Source organism: Rhodoferax sp. ZS1R25 (assembly GCF_056521335.1).
On record NZ_JBWMAZ010000003.1, the window covers coordinates 74,427 to 89,210 of the forward strand.

Sequence of the window (14,784 nt, forward strand, 5' to 3'; positions counted from 1 at the left end):
AGTTCCTCAGTAGGGTTGAAAACACATGGTCAAGTCCTCCAGGGCGTGTTCACGCGGCGTCCAGCGGCGGACTTTCAATGGGGTTGTTGCCGACCAGACCATGGGTGGCTTTGTAGATCATCTGGGCCAGTGTTAACGCCTGGATCACGGCGTCAATGTCCACCGCGCTGCTGTCTGGCGCGGATTGCAGCGCCACCAGCCGGTACCTCAACCGCTCATAGTGCTCACGCGCAATCACTTGCTCCAGACTGCAGTCCGTCTGGTTGGGCAAGGTCGGTAGAGAGTTCATGGGATGGCTCCTGGGGTTGGATGGCGGGTGGCAGGCGGGATGCCTGGATAAACCGGTGCACAAAGTGCAATTTGGTGATGGCGGGCTTGCTCAGTACAAAGGGGTAAAAGTCGGGCAACCCCATGCCCAGCGAGAACTCGTTGAGCACGCTGGTCAACCCCACCCAAGCGTTAAAGAACGCCAGGAAGACCTCGTCCACCGTCTCGTCTTCGCCGGGTAAGCGGTACAGCACATCGGTATCAAAAGGGTCTTTCAAGAGGTCCACCGTGTCGCGCCCCAGGCCCACCCCCAAGGCGGTGTCCAGGGTGTCCACCATATGCAGGTAGTGGGCCCAGGTTTCGGCCCAATCCTCCCAAGGGTGTGCGCTGGCGTAAGCGCTGACACGGGTCAGCGCCCACGCGGGATCAGGGCCGTTGGCGTAATGCTGTTGCAGCGCCGCCGTGTAGTCCTGGCGCTCGTCACCAAACAGCGCGCGAAACGGCTCGTGCCAGGGGCCTCCCTCCAGCAGGCGGCTCCAGTAGTAGTGCCCGGACTCATGCCGCACATGGCCCAGCACGGTACGGTAGGGTTCATGCAGAGCTGACCGGATGGCTTCGCGGGCCACATCGTCCGCCTCGTTCACATTGATGGTGATGATGCCGTCCTGATGACCCGTAGTTACCGGCTTAGGGCCGGCATCCGCCAGCAAATCGAAGGCCAGACCCTGCTGCGGGTCTTCATCGATACGGGACGCGACCGGCAGGCCCATGGCGATCAATGAGGACACCAGCCTGCGCTTGGCCACCTCCACCGCACGCCACAGGGATGCGTTTTCCGCAACGCTTTGGTCCGGCACTGTGCGATTGAGTCGGCAGCAGCGGCACAAGTCCTGGCTCTCCCCCTCGGCGGCCGTGATGAGCCAATTGCAGTGCGGCGCGAGGCTGAAGTTGGCACAGCGGCGGTACACGCCACCCTGCGCCACCGCAGCGCCGGCTGCGCGCCAGTTGCCGGCCTCGTCCAAGGCTTCCAGCGGAAGGATGGTGGCCGTGTCGGGCTCGTAGCCCAGCGCCCTGCCGCAGTGCAAACACAGGTGGTTGCGAAAAAAGACCGGGTAGCCGCACTGGCACTGGCCAATGCGGTGGGTGTGGGGTTGCCGGTGCCCCGGTGCTTCGTGCAAATCTGCCATATTCATGGCCCAAGACTATGCAAATGGGAGGAGCCATTCTGTGCGTTTGCGCACGTTGTTCGAGCGGCACTACGGCGGGACGCGGCATGGCCCTGGGACAGGTGTATTCGGCAGGTGTATTCTTGGGCGAGACGCTCAAGAACCGACGAAGGGCCCGATGGAAACCGCCACCGTAAAACGCTACCTGCCCTGGGTGGTAGCCACGACGCTCTTCATGGAGCAACTGGACTCCACCATCGTCAACACGGCGGTGCCGGCCATGGCCGCAAGCCTGAATGTGTCGCCACTCAGCCTCAAGGGAGTGGTGGCGAGCTACATACTGAGCCTGGCGGTGGGCATTCCCATCAGCGGATGGATGGCCGACAAATTCGGCACCCGCAAAGTGTTTGCCTGGGCGGTGGCCATCTTCACCGTGTCTTCGATCCTGTGCGGCCTGTCAGTGAACGTTCCGATGCTGATCGCGGCGCGCATTTTGCAGGGCATTGGCGCCGCCATGATGATGCCGGTGGGGCGGCTCACCATCATTCGCACCTTTGCGAAGTCTGAACTTCTGGTGGCAATGAATTTCGTGGTGATCCCCGCCTTGATCGGCCCACTGCTAGGCCCCACCATTGGCGGGCTCATCGTTCACTGGCTGTCGTGGCGCGACATCTTCTTTGTCAATGTTCCCGTGGGTCTGGCTGGGCTGTGGCTGATCCATCGCTACATGCCAGATTACCGGGACCCACACCGCGGCTCCCTGGATGTCATTGGCCTGCTGCTCTTCAGCTCGGGCACCGCGCTGCTGTCCTGGGTGCTCGAGGTGTTTGGCGAGCACCAGATAGACGGCGCCACGGCATCATTGCTGGTGGTGATGTCCATCGGCCTGTTGTTGGGCTATGGCTTTCATGCGGGGCACACCCGGTTTCCGCTGCTGCGCCTCACCCTGTTCAGGGTGCGCACCTTCCGGATCTCCGTGCTCGGTGGTTTTGTGACCCGGCTGGGCCTTGGTGGCATGCCGTTTCTATTGCCCCTGCTGTACCAGGTGGGTCTGGGTCTGTCGGCCTGGGAATCGGGTCTGTTGATGATGCCGGCGGCGGTGGCGGCCATGGGCATGAAGCTCGTCGCGTCCAAAGTATTGGCGCGCTTTGGCTACCGCCAGGTGCTCATCGTCAACACGGTGTGCATCGGCCTCACTGTGTCTCTGTTCTCGTTGGTTGCGGCCGGCACGCCCCTGTGGCTGATTGCCTGCCTGGGCTTGGCCCAGGGCTTTTTCAATTCCTTGCAGTTCACCAGCATGAACTCCATGGCCTATGCCGACATAGAGGCCAAAGACTCCAGCATGGCCAGCACCATTGGCAGCTCCATGCAACAACTTTCCATGAGCTTCGGCCTGGCCTGTGGGTCCCTGGTCACAGGTTGGTACCTGGGCGACGTGCCCCAGACCGACAGGCTGGCGGTGAGCAGTGCGCTGCACCATGCGTTCATGACCTTGGGTGCCATCACCATCATTTCTTCGCTGTCCTTTTGGGCTTTGAAGCCAGGTGACGGAGATGCAGTGAGTCAAGGATCAGCCCCAGCGGCTTGACGAATGGAACGCGCCAGCGCCACGCCCGCCTTCAGCGGTCTTTGTTGGTGATGATGCGATCGTTCTTGCGGGGCCGGCCAGCGCGGCCCGCCTTGGACCAGTCGTAGTCCTGCCCGTCAGGTGTCTTGCCGTCCACGATGGTGTCCACACCGGGTTTGCCGGCGTGCTGCGGGTTTTCGCTGGCCATGGTCACAAAGCTGTATCCGGCATCGCGCTTCGCTTTGGTGATCTGCAGAGCCTGGACGAGCTCTGCGGTCTCCTCGCCGTGCACCTGCTGGTCGTCGTCGGTCCAGTAAATTTTGAACATGTGCTCGCTTTCTTGAGGGTAAGGATGGGGAATGGCTACACCCCGCTCCCCACCAGCATCCTATCCGGCAACACGGCCCGTCAAAGCGCTCCGCATGGTGCAGCAGCGAACCAACACAAGGGGATGCGCCGGGTGAAATGGCACGGTGGACACATCTCTGGAGACACCCCCATGCCCAAAGCTGCCTGGAGCGCCAAGCGCGAACGCCAATACCAACACATCAAGAAAAGCTTGGAAGACCGTGGCAAGCCTGAGCCTGTGGCCCAAGAAATTGCCGCACGGGTGGTCAACAAGGAACGCGCCCAACACGGCGAATCAATCGAGGCCAGTCCCTCATCCCTCAACGACATGCCTTCTTCTCGGCGCGGAGGCTTGCGCTCACACCGAGGCGCGGGCGGGCGGACGGTGCAGCAGCTTCGCAACGAAGCGCGCCAGCGCGGAATCAAGGGGCGTTCCAGCATGAACAAAGCGCAACTGGAACAGGCCTTGAAGGCCTGACCAGACGACACCTGCGCGAAGCGCCTTCAGGGGCTTTCGAGCAGATCGATAGTTCCGTGTTCGCCCATGCCTATGGGTTTGCTGGCAACGACCGAGGCCGCGATGGCGAACAGGCGCACCATCTTGCTGTGGCCCGAATCCCAGTACTCGGCCGTCTGCGCCTGGATTTTCAGCAGCGCGAGGTTGGGGGAGTTCTCGCCATCCGGAAACCAGGGCTTCATAAGCGGCGACCACAGCTCATGCACCAGTGAGCGGTCCTTGCTGACCTCGCCGTGGCCGGCAATGGACACGTAGGTCGAATCCCCTTCATCGGAGAAGCTCAGATTGACCCGGTCCAACTCATTCACCGTGGTGGAGTGGGTGTCGGCAAAAAGCCAGAACACGCCCTCGCTGTCCATCTTCAAGACAGACATGGGGCGGCTTACCAGTCGGTCATCCGCATCAATACTCGTCAGCATGGCGATATGCATGCCTTCAATCAGGTCGCGGATCTTCTGCAAATCCGGCGCAGTTTGGGTGTCAATTTTCATGCTTCACTCCTGTTCCATTGGAAGCCCCATGGTGCTTCGCCCGGCCCCCGCGGTCTGTGGTGTGTCCAACACAGACCGCGCGCACTCCCCCTACACTCACAGCCTTCCCACTGTTTACCCCGTTCACCCCTTGCAAGCCCTGCTCGACACCATCGCCGCGATGGACCTGCCCACCGACGCGCAACGCCTCTTCCATGGCCGGGGTGGCCTGCACCCCGGCTGCGAGCAATGGGCGCTGGACGCCTACCCGCCCGTGTTGGTGCTCACCAGCTTTCAGCCGGTGGCCGATGACGCGCTGGCCACGGTCAGCGCCGCGCTGGCAACGCGCTGGGCGCAGATCGCGCCCGGGCAGCCGCTGAACTGGGTGTTCCAATGCCGGGCCGAAGGCCAAGCAGAGACCCGGTTGATGGCCGGTGCCGTGCCGGACCCGCATGTGGTTTCTGAAGCCGGCACGCAATACAAGGTACACGTGCTGCGCGGGCAAAACCATGGCCTGTTTCTGGACATGGCCGAGGGCCGGTGCTGGGTGCGCCAGCATGTGGCCGCGCACCCCAAGACCTATGCCTTCAAAGTGCTCAACCTGTTTGCCTACACCTGCGCCTTCTCAGTGGTGGCGCTGCAGGCGGGCGCCAAGCAGGTGGTCAACGTGGATATGGGCCAGGGCGCGCTGGCCATTGGCCAGCAAAACCACCGGCTCAACGGCTTCAACACCGGCGCCAGTTTTCTGGCACACGACATCTTCAAGACCTGGGGCAAGATCACCCGCGGTGGGCCGTACGACCTGGTCATCCTGGACCCGCCCAGCTACCAAAAAGGCAGCTTTGTGGCCACCAAGGACTATGCCCGCCTGGTACGCCGCCTGCCCGAGCTGCTGGCACCCGAAGGCCACGCGCTGGTGTGTCTGAACGCTCCCGAATTGGATACGATGTTTTTGCATCAACATATGCAGGAACTGGCGCCGGAACTGCGTTGGGTGCAGCGCCTGCCCAACCCGCCCGCGTTCGCCGATGTGTCGCCCGAGCGCGCGCTCAAGGTGCTGGTGTACCAAGCGCCTGCGTTATAGCGCCGCCGCCCACCTATGAAAGAACCGTCCTATGCCCGCCACTGAAATTCAGGTCACCGCCGCCGGCACCGTTGCTGGCAAGGCTTTGCTTATCCCCACGGGGCAACACGGCCCCACCCTGCCCCACGTGCAAGACTGGGTCACGGCCAAGCTCAAGGCCAAGCAGCCCGTCAAGGACGTGAGCAACACCGTGCTGGTCAAAGGCATCAAACAATGGTCCGCCTATGAGGAAAAAACGGGCGGCAAAAAGGTGCTCACCGTCTTCAAGATCACCTGAGCCTGGCAGCGGCGCACCGGGCCAACTTCTGGCAAACTGAGTGACGCTTATCAACCGGAGGAAAAATCATGGCATTGCGCATCAACGATCTCGTCCCCAACTTCACGGCCGACACTGACCAAGGCCCCATCACCTTCCACGACTGGATTGGTACAGGCTGGGCGATTCTGTTCTCCCACCCCAAAGACTTCACCCCCGTGTGCACCACCGAATTCGGCGCTGTGGCCCAGCTGGCCGACGAGTGGGCCAAGCGCGGCACCAAGGTGATTGGCGTGTCCGTGGACGGCGTGGAGGCCCACAAGAAGTGGAAAGGCGACATTGAAAAGTTTGCCAGCGCCAAGGCCGGTTTCCCCATCATTGCGGACGAAGGCCTGGCCGTGTCCAAGGTGTTTGACATGCTGCCCGCCGAGGCCTACCTGCCCGATGGCCGCACCGCTGCCGACACCGCCACCGTGCGCTCGGTGTTCATCATCGGCCCGGACAAAAAGCTCAAGCTCTCCATGACCTACCCCATGTCGGTGGGACGCAACTTTGCCGAAGTGCTACGCGCGCTGGACGCCTTGCAACTGACCTTCAACGTGCCCCTGGCCACCCCTGCCAACTGGGCCGTGGGCCAGGACGTCATCGTGGCCCTGTCGCTCAACGACGACCAAGCGCGCGAGAAGTACGGCAACCTCGACATCAAGCTGCCCTACCTGCGCACCACCCACGCGCCCAAGTAAAGCCCCGCATGGCGCCGATTGCACTGCTGCTCACGGTGGCAGTGCCATTGGCCTGGAGCCTGTGGGAGGCCGTTTCCGCCGCGGGCGATAGCGTGGCCTGGGCCACCTTGGCCCACGAGCCCCAGGTCGTGCGTGCCCTGGCCATGAGCCTGTGGACCGGCCTGGCCGCCACGCTGCTGGCTGCCACCGCCACGGCATGGGCCCTGGCAGGCACGGTGGGCCGGCTGCACACCACGGCACAGACCAACCGACTCACCCGTTTCCTGTCTCCCCTGCTGGCGGTGCCGCACGCGGCCTTTGCCATTGGTTTGCTGGCGCTGTTGGCGCCCAGTGGCTGGGTGTTGCGCATTGTGTCGCCCTGGGCTACCGGCCTGCATGTGCCCCCACCCTGGCCCACCACGCAAGACCCCTGGGGCCTGGGCCTGATCGCCGCGTTGGTGTGCAAAGAGATTCCATTTTTGCTGTGGGCCGCGCTGGCCCACCTGCAGCGCCCCGACGTGGCCCGCCGCCTGCAGCAGGAGCTGCGCCTGGCCCACACGCTGGGATACAGCGCGCGTGCCGCCTGGTGGCGCGTGGGCTGGCCGCAGCTACTGCCGCGCCTGGCCGCGCCGCTGCTGGCGGTACTGGCTTACAGCCTGACAGTGGTGGACGTGGCACTGCTTATCGGCCCCACCTCGCCCCCCACGCTGGCGGTGCTGGCGTGGCAGTGGCTGCAAGACGCAGACTCCGCTACGAATGCCCAGGGCGCCGCCGCGGCCTGGCTGCTGGCCGCCGTGCTGGCGGTGTGCGCGGCACTGGCCTGGGGCCTGCACCGCGCGCCGCAGTGGCGCCAGGGGTGGACACGCGGTGCCCCACGATGGCCCGCAAAGGCGCAGAACCAAGGACGCACGCCCGGGGTATTGGCTGTGCTGCTGCTCGCCTATGGCGCGGTGATGCTGGCACTGCTGCTGGGCAGCGTGGTTGGCAATTGGCCTTTCCCCCAACTGCTGCCCGACGCCTGGACGTGGGCGGCGTGGCGCAATGTGCTGCGCAGCAGCGCCACGCTGTGGACCACGGTATGGCTGGCGCTGGCCAGCAGCGGCGCGGCGCTGCTATGGGCCGTGGCTTGGCTGGAGTGGGCGCCGGCGCACTGGCACCAGCGCGCGCGCCCCTTGCTGATGCTGCCGCTGGTGCTGCCCGCTGTGCTCTGGGTGGTGGGCCTGCACCGGCTCAGCCTGGCGTGGGATTTGGACACCACGGGCACGGGGCTGTGGCTGGCGCACACGCTGGCCTGCCTGCCCTATGTGCTGATTGCGCTGCAGGGGCCCTACCAGAGCTTTGATAGTCGGCTGCGCCATGTAGCCGCCACGCTAGGCCATGGGCGCTGGCACTTTCTGCTGCGTGTGAAGTGGCCCCTCCTGCGCAGCGCGCTGGCGGCCAGCGCAGCCATTGGCTTTGCCGTCAGCGTGGCGCAGTACCTGCCCACGCTCTACGTGGGCGCGGGCCGCTTTGCCACGGTGACCACCGAGGCTGTGAACCTGGCCGCTGGCGGCCAGCGTTCGTTGACGGCGGCCTATGCCTGGTTGCAGTGGTTGCTGCCGGTGCTGGTGTTTGCGCTGGCCGCGCGGCTGGGGCGCGCACGCAGGTTCTGAGGCGCAGCGCCCACCACCACCCGATACCATTGCGCCATGGACACTCCACCGCCCCTCGCGCACCACACACCCGCCGCGGGCACCGTGCTGGGCCGGCTGGACGCACTGGCCGACGGCAGCGCCACCATGGGAGAGTTGCCCGCACCCGACGCGCTGGCCCACAAACCCTTTCGCTACCTGCTGCTGCGCAGTGGCGATACGGTGCGGGCCTATGAAAACCGCTGCGCCCACTTTGGCGTTCCACTGGCAGCGCGGCAGGACCTGCTGATCTTCCAGCCCCACACCAGCATCAGCTGCAATGTGCACTATGCGCGCTACCGCTGGAGCGACGGCGTCTGCGAATCCGGCGACTGCGTGGGCGAGGCCCTGCCAGCCATTGCGGTGCAGCTGGATGCGCAAGGCAACATCTGCATGGCCGGCGACGAGCCCGCACCATGAGCCTGCACATCCATATCAGGCGCCTGGCCACACCCAGCGCCACACTGGTACAAGGCCTGCAACTGCACATTGCCCCGGGCACCGTGCACACGCTGATGGGCGAGAGCGGTTCGGGCAAAAGCAGCGTACTGGCCGCGGTGTGCGGCACGCTGGACGCCGGCATGCAGTGCGAGGCCGAGGTCACCCTGCACGGTCAGCGCATCGATACCCTGCCGACCCAGGCGCGGCGCGTGGGCATTCTGTTCCAGGAAGACCTGCTGTTCGCCCACATGACAGTGCGCGAGAACCTGCTGTTTGCCGTACCCGCCGGCCAGCAGCCCCCGCGCGAAGCCGCCGTAGTGGCAGCCCTGGCCGATGTGGAGATGGCGCCCGCGCTGCACGCCAACCCCGCCACGCTGTCGGGCGGCCAGCGCGCCCGTGTGGCGCTGGCGCGCGCCCTGCTGGCCCAGCCCCGGGCGTTGCTACTGGACGAACCGTTTTCCAAGCTGGATGCTGCACTGCGCGGCCGCATGCGCACGTTGGTGTTTGGCTTGGTGCAGGCCCGCCAGATTCCGGCACTGCTGGTCACGCACGACGCGGCCGATGTAGCCGACCAGGCGCGGGGCACCCAGCTCAGGTCCGTCTGAACGCCGGCGAATCGCGTAAGAATTCGGCCCCGGATGCGACCAAGGTGTGTGCCCCCTCCATCCACCTTAGACTTCCCACCATGACACTCCCCCTGCTACGGCTCGCCACCCTGGTGTTTTTCTGCCTGGGCGCCAGCGTGCAAGCGCAGCAGCCCTCGCCCACCACCGTGCTACCCGGCAGCGCCCTGCAGCTCAGCGCCAGCGACACCAAGGGCCAGGCCTTCCAGACCGCAGCCATCCGCAACAAGGTGGCCGTGGTCTTCATCTGGTCTACCAGTTGCCCCGTGTGCCGCGACAGCCTGCCCGAGCTGCGGGCCAATCTGCGCGGCTGGCAGAGCAAACCGTTTGCGCTGGTCAGCGTGAATGTGGACCGCAAGACCGAAGACTGGCTGGCCTACGAAGCCGCCGTCGGCCAAACCCAAATGCCCGGCAGTGGCTGGATCAGCGTGCACCAACGCGCCGACACGCCGCCCGCCGCCCGCCTGCCCGTGACCCTGTTGGTCAATCCGCAGGGCAAAGTCATCTCACGCTTCGAAGGTCGGCTGGCCCCTGAGGTGTGGGACGGCGTGGCCGAAATGCTGCCCTAGGAGCCCCCATGCTCGACCGCTACCTCACCACCCTGGTTCGCCCGCCCCTGCAAGTGGTTGCCCGCGTCTTGGTGCGGGCCGGCGTGGGCGCCAATGCGGTCACACTGGCGGGGTTTGGCATTGGCCTGTTTGCTGCGTTTTTGATAGCTACTGGCGCATATTCCACGGGGGCTATAGCCCTATTAGCCTCAAGAATCTGCGATGGACTGGACGGCGCCGTGGCGCGCGAGACGCAGACCACCGACGCCGGGGGCTTTCTGGATATCACGCTGGACTTTCTGTTTTACGCCGCCATTCCGCTGGGCTTTGCGCTGGCCAACCCCACAGACAACGCGCTGGCCGCGGCGGTGCTGCTGGCCACCTTCATCGGCACGGGGTCCAGCTTTCTGGCGTTTGCGGCGCTGGCCGCCAAGCGCGGTGTGCAAGACCTGGCCACGCCCGGCAAATCGTTTTACTTTCTGGGCGGCCTGACCGAGGCCACCGAGACCATCGCCTTCTTTGTGGCCATGTGCCTGTGGCCCGCACACTTCGCACTCCTGGCCTACCTCTTCGCGGGCCTGTGCGCCGCCACCATCGTCACCCGCATCTGGTGGGGCTGGGAAGCGTTTCAGTGAAGCGCAGCCAATGGCTTTTGCTGCTGGGGTTTGCGGCGCTGGTGGCCGCCTTCTTTGCGCTGGGACTGGGCCAATACCTGAGCCTGGACGCCCTGCAACAGAGTCACACCGCGCTGGAAGGCTTTTATGCCGACCACCGCTGGGGCGCGCGGGCCGCCTACTTTGCGGTGTACGTGGCGGTGGCCTCGCTGTCGCTGCCGGGGGCGGCCGTGCTCACGCTGGCCGGGGGCGGCGTGTTTGGCCTGGGCTGGGGGCTGCTGCTGGTGTCGTTTGCGTCCAGCATCGGCGCCACGGTGTCGTTTCTGGCCGCCCGCTTTGTGCTGCGCGACGCGGTGCAGGTGCGCTTTGGCAAGCGGCTGACGGACATCAACCAGGGCGTGGCGCGCGACGGTGCGCTCTACCTGTTCAGCCTGCGGCTCATTCCGGTGGTGCCATTTTTTGTGATCAACCTGCTCATGGGCCTGACCACCCTGCGACCCTGGACCTTTTACTGGGTCAGCCAGCTAGGCATGCTGGCAGGTACCGCGGTCTACGTGAACGCGGGCACGCAGCTGGCCAGCATCCAGTCGCTGCGCGACATTGCCAGCCCCGGCATCCTGGGGGCGTTCGTGCTCTTGGGCCTGTTCCCGCTGGTGGCGAAGGCGGTGATGACCGCCCTGCAAAAACGCAAGGTCTACGCGCGCTGGAACGCCGTACGGCCCAAGACCTTTGACCGCAACCTCATCGTCATCGGCGGCGGCGCGGGCGGGCTGGTGTCGGCCTACATTGCCGCCGCCGTCAAGGCCCGGGTGACGTTGGTGGAAGCACAGCGAATGGGTGGCGACTGCCTGAACTTTGGCTGTGTGCCCAGCAAGGCCCTGATCAAAAGCGCCACCCTGGCGCACCAGATGCGGCACGCAGAACGCTATGGTTTACATAGCACCTCGCACAATAGCGACGGGGGCCAGGCACCGTTTTCATTCAAAACTGTGATGCAACGCGTGCAGGCGGTGATTGCCGCCATTGCACCGCACGACAGCGCGGAGCGCTACACCGCGCTGGGCGTGGAGGTGTTGCAGGGCTACGCCAAGATCGTCAACCCCTGGACCGTGGAGATTGCACTCAACGACGGCAGTATGCAGGTGCTGACCACGCGCAGCATCGTGATTGCCGCGGGCGCCCGGCCCGTGGTGCCGCCGCTGCCTGGGCTGGAAGACGTGGGCTATGTGACCAGCGACACGCTGTGGGAACGCTTTGCCCAGCTGGACGCGATCCCCCGCCGCCTGGTGGTGCTGGGTGGTGGCCCGATTGGCTGTGAGCTGGCGCAGGCCTTTGCGCGCCTGGGGGCGCAGGTCACCCAGGTAGAGATGGCGGCGCGCCTGCTGTTGCGCGAAGACGATGACGTGGCCGCGATGGCCACCCAGGCCCTGCAGGCCGATGGTGTGCGGGTGCTGACCGGCCACCGGGCCCTGCGCTGTGAGCAGGCGGAGGGCGAGAAGGTGCTGGTGGTGGAGCACGGTGGCACAGAGCTGCGCATTGCGTTTGACGAGCTGCTGTGTGCCGTGGGCCGCAGCGCGCGCCTGAGCGGCTATGGCCTGGAAGAGTTGGGCATCCCCACCGACAAGACCGTGCAGACCAACGAGTACCTGCAGACCATTTACCCCAGCATCTATGCCGCAGGCGATGTGGCCGGCCCCTACCAGTTCACCCACACCGCATCGCACCAGGCCTGGTATGCGGCGGTGAACGCGCTGTTTGGTGATTTCAAAATGTTCAAGGCTGACTACCGCGTGATCCCGCGCGCCACCTTCATCGCGCCCGAAGTAGCCAGCGTGGGCCTGAACGCGCAGGACGCCACCGCACAGGGCGTGGCCTACGAAGTGACGCAGTACCACCTCGACGACCTGGACCGCGCGATCTGCGACAGCGAAGTGCAAGGCTGGGTGAAGGTGCTGACCGTACCCGGCAAAGACACCATATTGGGCGTGACCATTGTGGGCAGCCACGCTGCCGAACTGTTGGCCGAGTACGTGCTGGCCATGAAGCACGGCCTGGGGCTCAACAAGATTTTGGGCACCATCCACACCTACCCTACATTCTCCGAGGCCAACAAATACGCGGCCGGCGAATGGAAGCGTGCCCACCAGCCAGAGCGCCTGCTGGCCTGGGTGCGCCGCTTCCACGACTGGAGACGCGGCTAGGTGCAAACGCCGACAACTCCCATCAGCCGTGACATCGTCTTGGTCGGCGGTGGCCACAGCCATGTGGTCGCTCTGCGCCACTTCGGCATGCACCCGCTGCCCGGCGTGCGCATCACCCTCATCTGCACCGACGCGCACACGCCCTACTCGGGCATGCTGCCCGGCTACATTGCAGGCCACTACAGCTACGACGCGGTGCACATCGACCTGTGCCGCCTGTGCGCCGCCGTGGGCGCACGCTTCATCCAGGCCGAAGTGACCGGGCTGAACCGCGACGCCCGCACCGTGCAGCTGCGCGGCCGCCCCGACATGGCCTACGACGTGGTGTCCATCAACACCGGTTCCACTCCGCAAACGCACACCGTGCCGGGCGCGGAGCAGCATGTGGTGCCGGTCAAACCGATCCACCAGTTCAACGAACGCTGGCTGGCGCTGCTAGCCCGCGTACGCGACCACGCGGGCCGCACCACGATTGCCGTGGTCGGCGGCGGCGCAGGCGGTGTGGAGCTGTGCCTGGCGCTGCACTACCGTCTGCGCCAAGAATTGCAGGCCCTGGGCCACGACCCGGACGCCCTCACCTTCCACCTCTTCAGCGCTGAAAGCCTGCTGCCCACGCACAACGCGGGCGTGCAGCGCCGCTTTGCCCAGGTGCTGGCGCAGCGCGGCGTGCAGGTGCACGCGCATGCCGCCGTGGCCGAGGTGGAGACCGGCCGCCTGCGCACCGCTGATGGCGCGTGGTTTGAGGCCGACGAGGTGGTCTGGGTCACGCGCGCCGTGGGTGCGACCTGGCTGCGCGGCACCGACCTGGCGCTGGACGCGCAGGGTTTTGTGCAGGTCAACGACCGCCTGCAGTCCCCCACCGACCCCCGGGTGTTTGCCGCGGGCGATGTGGCCAGCCTGCCGCATGCGCTGGAGAAGGCCGGCGTATTTGCCGTGCGCATGGGCATGCCGCTAGCCAAGAACCTGGCGCGTGCGGTGCAGGGCCAGCCGCTGCAGCCCTACCACCCACAGCGCCGCTGGCTGGCGCTCATCAGCACCGGCGACCAGTACGCCGTGGCCTCGCGTGGCACGCTGGGCTTTGCGGGCCGCTGGGTCTGGCGCTGGAAGGACCAGATTGACCAGCGCTTCATGCGCCGCTTCAACGACTACCAGCCCCGCCCTGGCATGGCCCCCGCACCCTCGCAGGCTCTGCCCCTGAGCGCCGAGGAATCACAGCAGGCTATCTCGGCCATCGCCATGCGCTGCGGCGGTTGCGGGGCCAAGGTGGGCGCCACGGTGCTGTCGCAAGCGCTCAGCGGTTTGCAGCCTGCGGCGAATGCCGACGTGCTGATTGGCCTGCATGCGCCCGACGATGCGGCGGTGGTGCGCGTGCCGCCAGGCCAGGCGTTGGTGCACAGCGTGGACTTCTTCCGCGCCTTCGTGGACGACCCCTATTTGTTCGGCAAGATTGCCGCCAACCACGCGCTGGGCGACCTGTTTGCCATGGGGGCCCGGCCCCACACGGCCACGGCTGTGGCCACCGTGCCGCCCGGCCTGGAGCGCCAGGTGGAAGCCACGTTGCGCCAGATGATGGCGGGGGCGGTCGAGGTACTGAACGCCGCCGGCTGCACGCTGGTGGGCGGCCACACGGGCGAAGGCGCCGAGCTGGCGCTGGGCTTTGCGGTGAACGGCTTGGTGGACGTGGCCCCTGACGGCAGCCTGCCCACGGTGCTGCGCAAGGGCGGCATGCAACTGGGCGACGTGTTGATATTGACCAAGCCGCTGGGCACGGGCACGCTGATGGCCGCCCATGCGCAGTTGCAAGCCAAGGGCCGTTGGGTGCAGGCGGCCCTGGCCCACATGGTGCAGAGCAACCAACAGGCCGCACTCACGCTGCACGCCCACGGTGCCACGGCCTGCACCGATGTGACCGGCTTTGGCTTGTTGGGCCACCTGGTGGAAATGACCCGCCCTAGCGGCGTGGATGCGCACCTGAACCTCGATGCACTGCCACTGCTGGACGGTGCACAGGACTGCGTGGCCAAGGGCATCGTCAGCTCCCTACAGAGCGCCAATGTGCGGCTGCGGCGCGCGCTGCGGGACCAAGAACGCTGGGTGAACCACCCGCGCTACCCGCTGCTGTTTGACCCACAAACCGCCGGCGGCCTGCTGGCCAGCGTTCCAGCGGCCCAGGCCAGCGCCTGCGTGGCCGCGCTGCGGGCCCAGGGCTATGCACAGGCCTGCGCCATCGGCCATGTGGCCCCCCAAGGCGATGCCCTGGCACCGGTGGTGCTGGCGGCCCACTCATGAA

Annotated in this window: 16 protein-coding genes; 12 read left to right on the forward strand and 4 right to left on the reverse strand. The window is 65.7% G+C overall.

Going from position 1 to position 14,784, the window contains the following annotated elements; all coding sequences use genetic code 11:
- Nucleotides 1-49: 49 nt before the first annotated feature.
- Nucleotides 50-289, reverse strand: coding sequence for a hypothetical protein (locus tag AC097R_RS18220; protein ID WP_479599635.1), 240 nt, complete (start codon nt 287-289; stop codon nt 50-52).
- Nucleotides 225-1,460 carry a zinc-binding metallopeptidase family protein gene (locus AC097R_RS18225; RefSeq protein WP_479599636.1) on the reverse strand — a complete coding sequence of 412 codons (1,236 nt, stop codon included), beginning with the start codon at nt 1,458-1,460 and terminating at the stop codon, nt 225-227. Before AC097R_RS18225 ends, AC097R_RS18220 begins: the two co-directional genes overlap by 65 nt.
- Nucleotides 1,461-1,611: 151 nt before the next feature.
- On the opposite strand from AC097R_RS18225, the gene AC097R_RS18230 reads away from it, so the two are divergent.
- Nucleotides 1,612-3,021 (forward strand): DHA2 family efflux MFS transporter permease subunit, encoded by a 1,410-nt coding sequence (locus AC097R_RS18230; RefSeq protein WP_479599637.1) that lies wholly within the window; start codon nt 1,612-1,614, stop codon nt 3,019-3,021.
- Between the two features lie 31 nt (nt 3,022-3,052).
- Here AC097R_RS18230 and AC097R_RS18235 read toward each other — a convergent pair whose 3' ends face one another.
- Nucleotides 3,053-3,328, reverse strand: a complete 276-nt coding sequence (locus AC097R_RS18235) for a hypothetical protein (RefSeq protein ID WP_479599638.1) — start codon at nt 3,326-3,328, stop codon at nt 3,053-3,055.
- Between the two features lie 171 nt (nt 3,329-3,499).
- Here AC097R_RS18235 and AC097R_RS18240 point away from each other — a divergent pair, with 171 nt between their 5' ends.
- Nucleotides 3,500-3,826 carry a plasmid stabilization protein gene (locus AC097R_RS18240; protein ID WP_479599639.1) on the forward strand — a complete coding sequence of 109 codons (327 nt, stop codon included), beginning with the start codon at nt 3,500-3,502 and terminating at the stop codon, nt 3,824-3,826.
- Nucleotides 3,827-3,852: 26 nt separating this feature from the next.
- Here the strand turns inward: AC097R_RS18240 and AC097R_RS18245 are convergent, their stop codons facing one another.
- Nucleotides 3,853-4,356: a pyridoxamine 5'-phosphate oxidase family protein gene (locus tag AC097R_RS18245; RefSeq protein ID WP_479599640.1), complete on the reverse strand. Its 504-nt coding sequence runs from the start codon at nt 4,354-4,356 to the stop codon at nt 3,853-3,855.
- Nucleotides 4,357-4,486: 130 nt separating this feature from the next.
- On the opposite strand from AC097R_RS18245, the gene AC097R_RS18250 reads away from it, so the two are divergent.
- From AC097R_RS18250 to selD, 10 genes are all read left to right on the forward strand, one after another.
- Entirely contained in the window at nt 4,487-5,419 is a 933-nt protein-coding gene (locus AC097R_RS18250; protein ID WP_479599641.1) for a class I SAM-dependent methyltransferase, read from the forward strand.
- 31 nt (nt 5,420-5,450) lie between these two features.
- Nucleotides 5,451-5,696 carry a hypothetical protein gene (locus tag AC097R_RS18255; protein ID WP_479599642.1) on the forward strand — a complete coding sequence of 82 codons (246 nt, stop codon included), beginning with the start codon at nt 5,451-5,453 and terminating at the stop codon, nt 5,694-5,696.
- A 68-nt stretch (nt 5,697-5,764) separates the two neighbouring features.
- Nucleotides 5,765-6,418 (forward strand): peroxiredoxin, encoded by a 654-nt coding sequence (locus tag AC097R_RS18260; RefSeq protein ID WP_479599643.1) that lies wholly within the window; start codon nt 5,765-5,767, stop codon nt 6,416-6,418.
- 8 nt (nt 6,419-6,426) lie between these two features.
- Entirely contained in the window at nt 6,427-8,049 is a 1,623-nt protein-coding gene (locus tag AC097R_RS18265) for an ABC transporter permease subunit (RefSeq protein ID WP_479599644.1), read from the forward strand.
- A 36-nt stretch (nt 8,050-8,085) separates the two neighbouring features.
- Complete coding sequence (locus AC097R_RS18270; protein ID WP_479599645.1) at nt 8,086-8,487, forward strand: Rieske (2Fe-2S) protein; 402 nt, start codon at nt 8,086-8,088, stop codon at nt 8,485-8,487.
- Complete coding sequence (locus AC097R_RS18275) at nt 8,484-9,113, forward strand: ATP-binding cassette domain-containing protein (RefSeq protein WP_479599646.1); 630 nt, start codon at nt 8,484-8,486, stop codon at nt 9,111-9,113. Before AC097R_RS18270 ends, AC097R_RS18275 begins: the two co-directional genes overlap by 4 nt.
- Before the next feature lie 80 nt (nt 9,114-9,193).
- A complete protein-coding gene (locus AC097R_RS18280) occupies nt 9,194-9,700 on the forward strand; it encodes a TlpA family protein disulfide reductase (RefSeq protein WP_479599647.1) in 507 nt (168 codons plus the stop codon).
- Nucleotides 9,701-9,708: 8 nt separating this feature from the next.
- Nucleotides 9,709-10,314: a CDP-alcohol phosphatidyltransferase family protein gene (locus AC097R_RS18285; RefSeq protein ID WP_479599648.1), complete on the forward strand. Its 606-nt coding sequence runs from the start codon at nt 9,709-9,711 to the stop codon at nt 10,312-10,314.
- The gene (locus tag AC097R_RS18290; protein WP_479599649.1) at nt 10,311-12,494 is read left to right on the forward strand and encodes an FAD-dependent oxidoreductase; all 2,184 of its coding nucleotides are present in this window, start codon (nt 10,311-10,313) and stop codon (nt 12,492-12,494) included. The genes AC097R_RS18285 and AC097R_RS18290 overlap by 4 nt, the downstream gene beginning before the upstream one ends.
- Nucleotides 12,495-14,783, forward strand: a complete 2,289-nt coding sequence (gene selD / locus AC097R_RS18295) for a selenide, water dikinase SelD (RefSeq protein ID WP_479599650.1) — start codon at nt 12,495-12,497, stop codon at nt 14,781-14,783. It begins immediately after the preceding gene.
- Nucleotide 14,784 lies beyond the last annotated feature (1 nt).

Excerpts from the sequence above, each read along its gene's own strand:
- AC097R_RS18220 (WP_479599635.1), bottom strand. The coding sequence starts at position 289 with ATGAACTCTCTACCGACCTTGCCCAACCAGACGGACTGCAGTCTGGAG.
- AC097R_RS18280 (WP_479599647.1), top strand. The coding sequence starts at position 9,194 with ATGACACTCCCCCTGCTACGGCTCGCCACCCTGGTGTTTTTCTGCCTG.
- AC097R_RS18255 (WP_479599642.1), top strand. The coding sequence starts at position 5,451 with ATGCCCGCCACTGAAATTCAGGTCACCGCCGCCGGCACCGTTGCTGGC.
- AC097R_RS18240 (WP_479599639.1), top strand. The coding sequence starts at position 3,500 with ATGCCCAAAGCTGCCTGGAGCGCCAAGCGCGAACGCCAATACCAACAC.
- AC097R_RS18265 (WP_479599644.1), top strand. The coding sequence starts at position 6,427 with ATGGCGCCGATTGCACTGCTGCTCACGGTGGCAGTGCCATTGGCCTGG.
- AC097R_RS18230 (WP_479599637.1), top strand. The coding sequence starts at position 1,612 with ATGGAAACCGCCACCGTAAAACGCTACCTGCCCTGGGTGGTAGCCACG.
- AC097R_RS18275 (WP_479599646.1), top strand. The coding sequence starts at position 8,484 with ATGAGCCTGCACATCCATATCAGGCGCCTGGCCACACCCAGCGCCACA.
- AC097R_RS18225 (WP_479599636.1), bottom strand. The coding sequence starts at position 1,460 with ATGAATATGGCAGATTTGCACGAAGCACCGGGGCACCGGCAACCCCAC.
- AC097R_RS18260 (WP_479599643.1), top strand. The coding sequence starts at position 5,765 with ATGGCATTGCGCATCAACGATCTCGTCCCCAACTTCACGGCCGACACT.
- AC097R_RS18285 (WP_479599648.1), top strand. The coding sequence starts at position 9,709 with ATGCTCGACCGCTACCTCACCACCCTGGTTCGCCCGCCCCTGCAAGTG.
- AC097R_RS18235 (WP_479599638.1), bottom strand. The coding sequence starts at position 3,328 with ATGTTCAAAATTTACTGGACCGACGACGACCAGCAGGTGCACGGCGAG.
- AC097R_RS18245 (WP_479599640.1), bottom strand. The coding sequence starts at position 4,356 with ATGAAAATTGACACCCAAACTGCGCCGGATTTGCAGAAGATCCGCGAC.
- AC097R_RS18270 (WP_479599645.1), top strand. The coding sequence starts at position 8,086 with ATGGACACTCCACCGCCCCTCGCGCACCACACACCCGCCGCGGGCACC.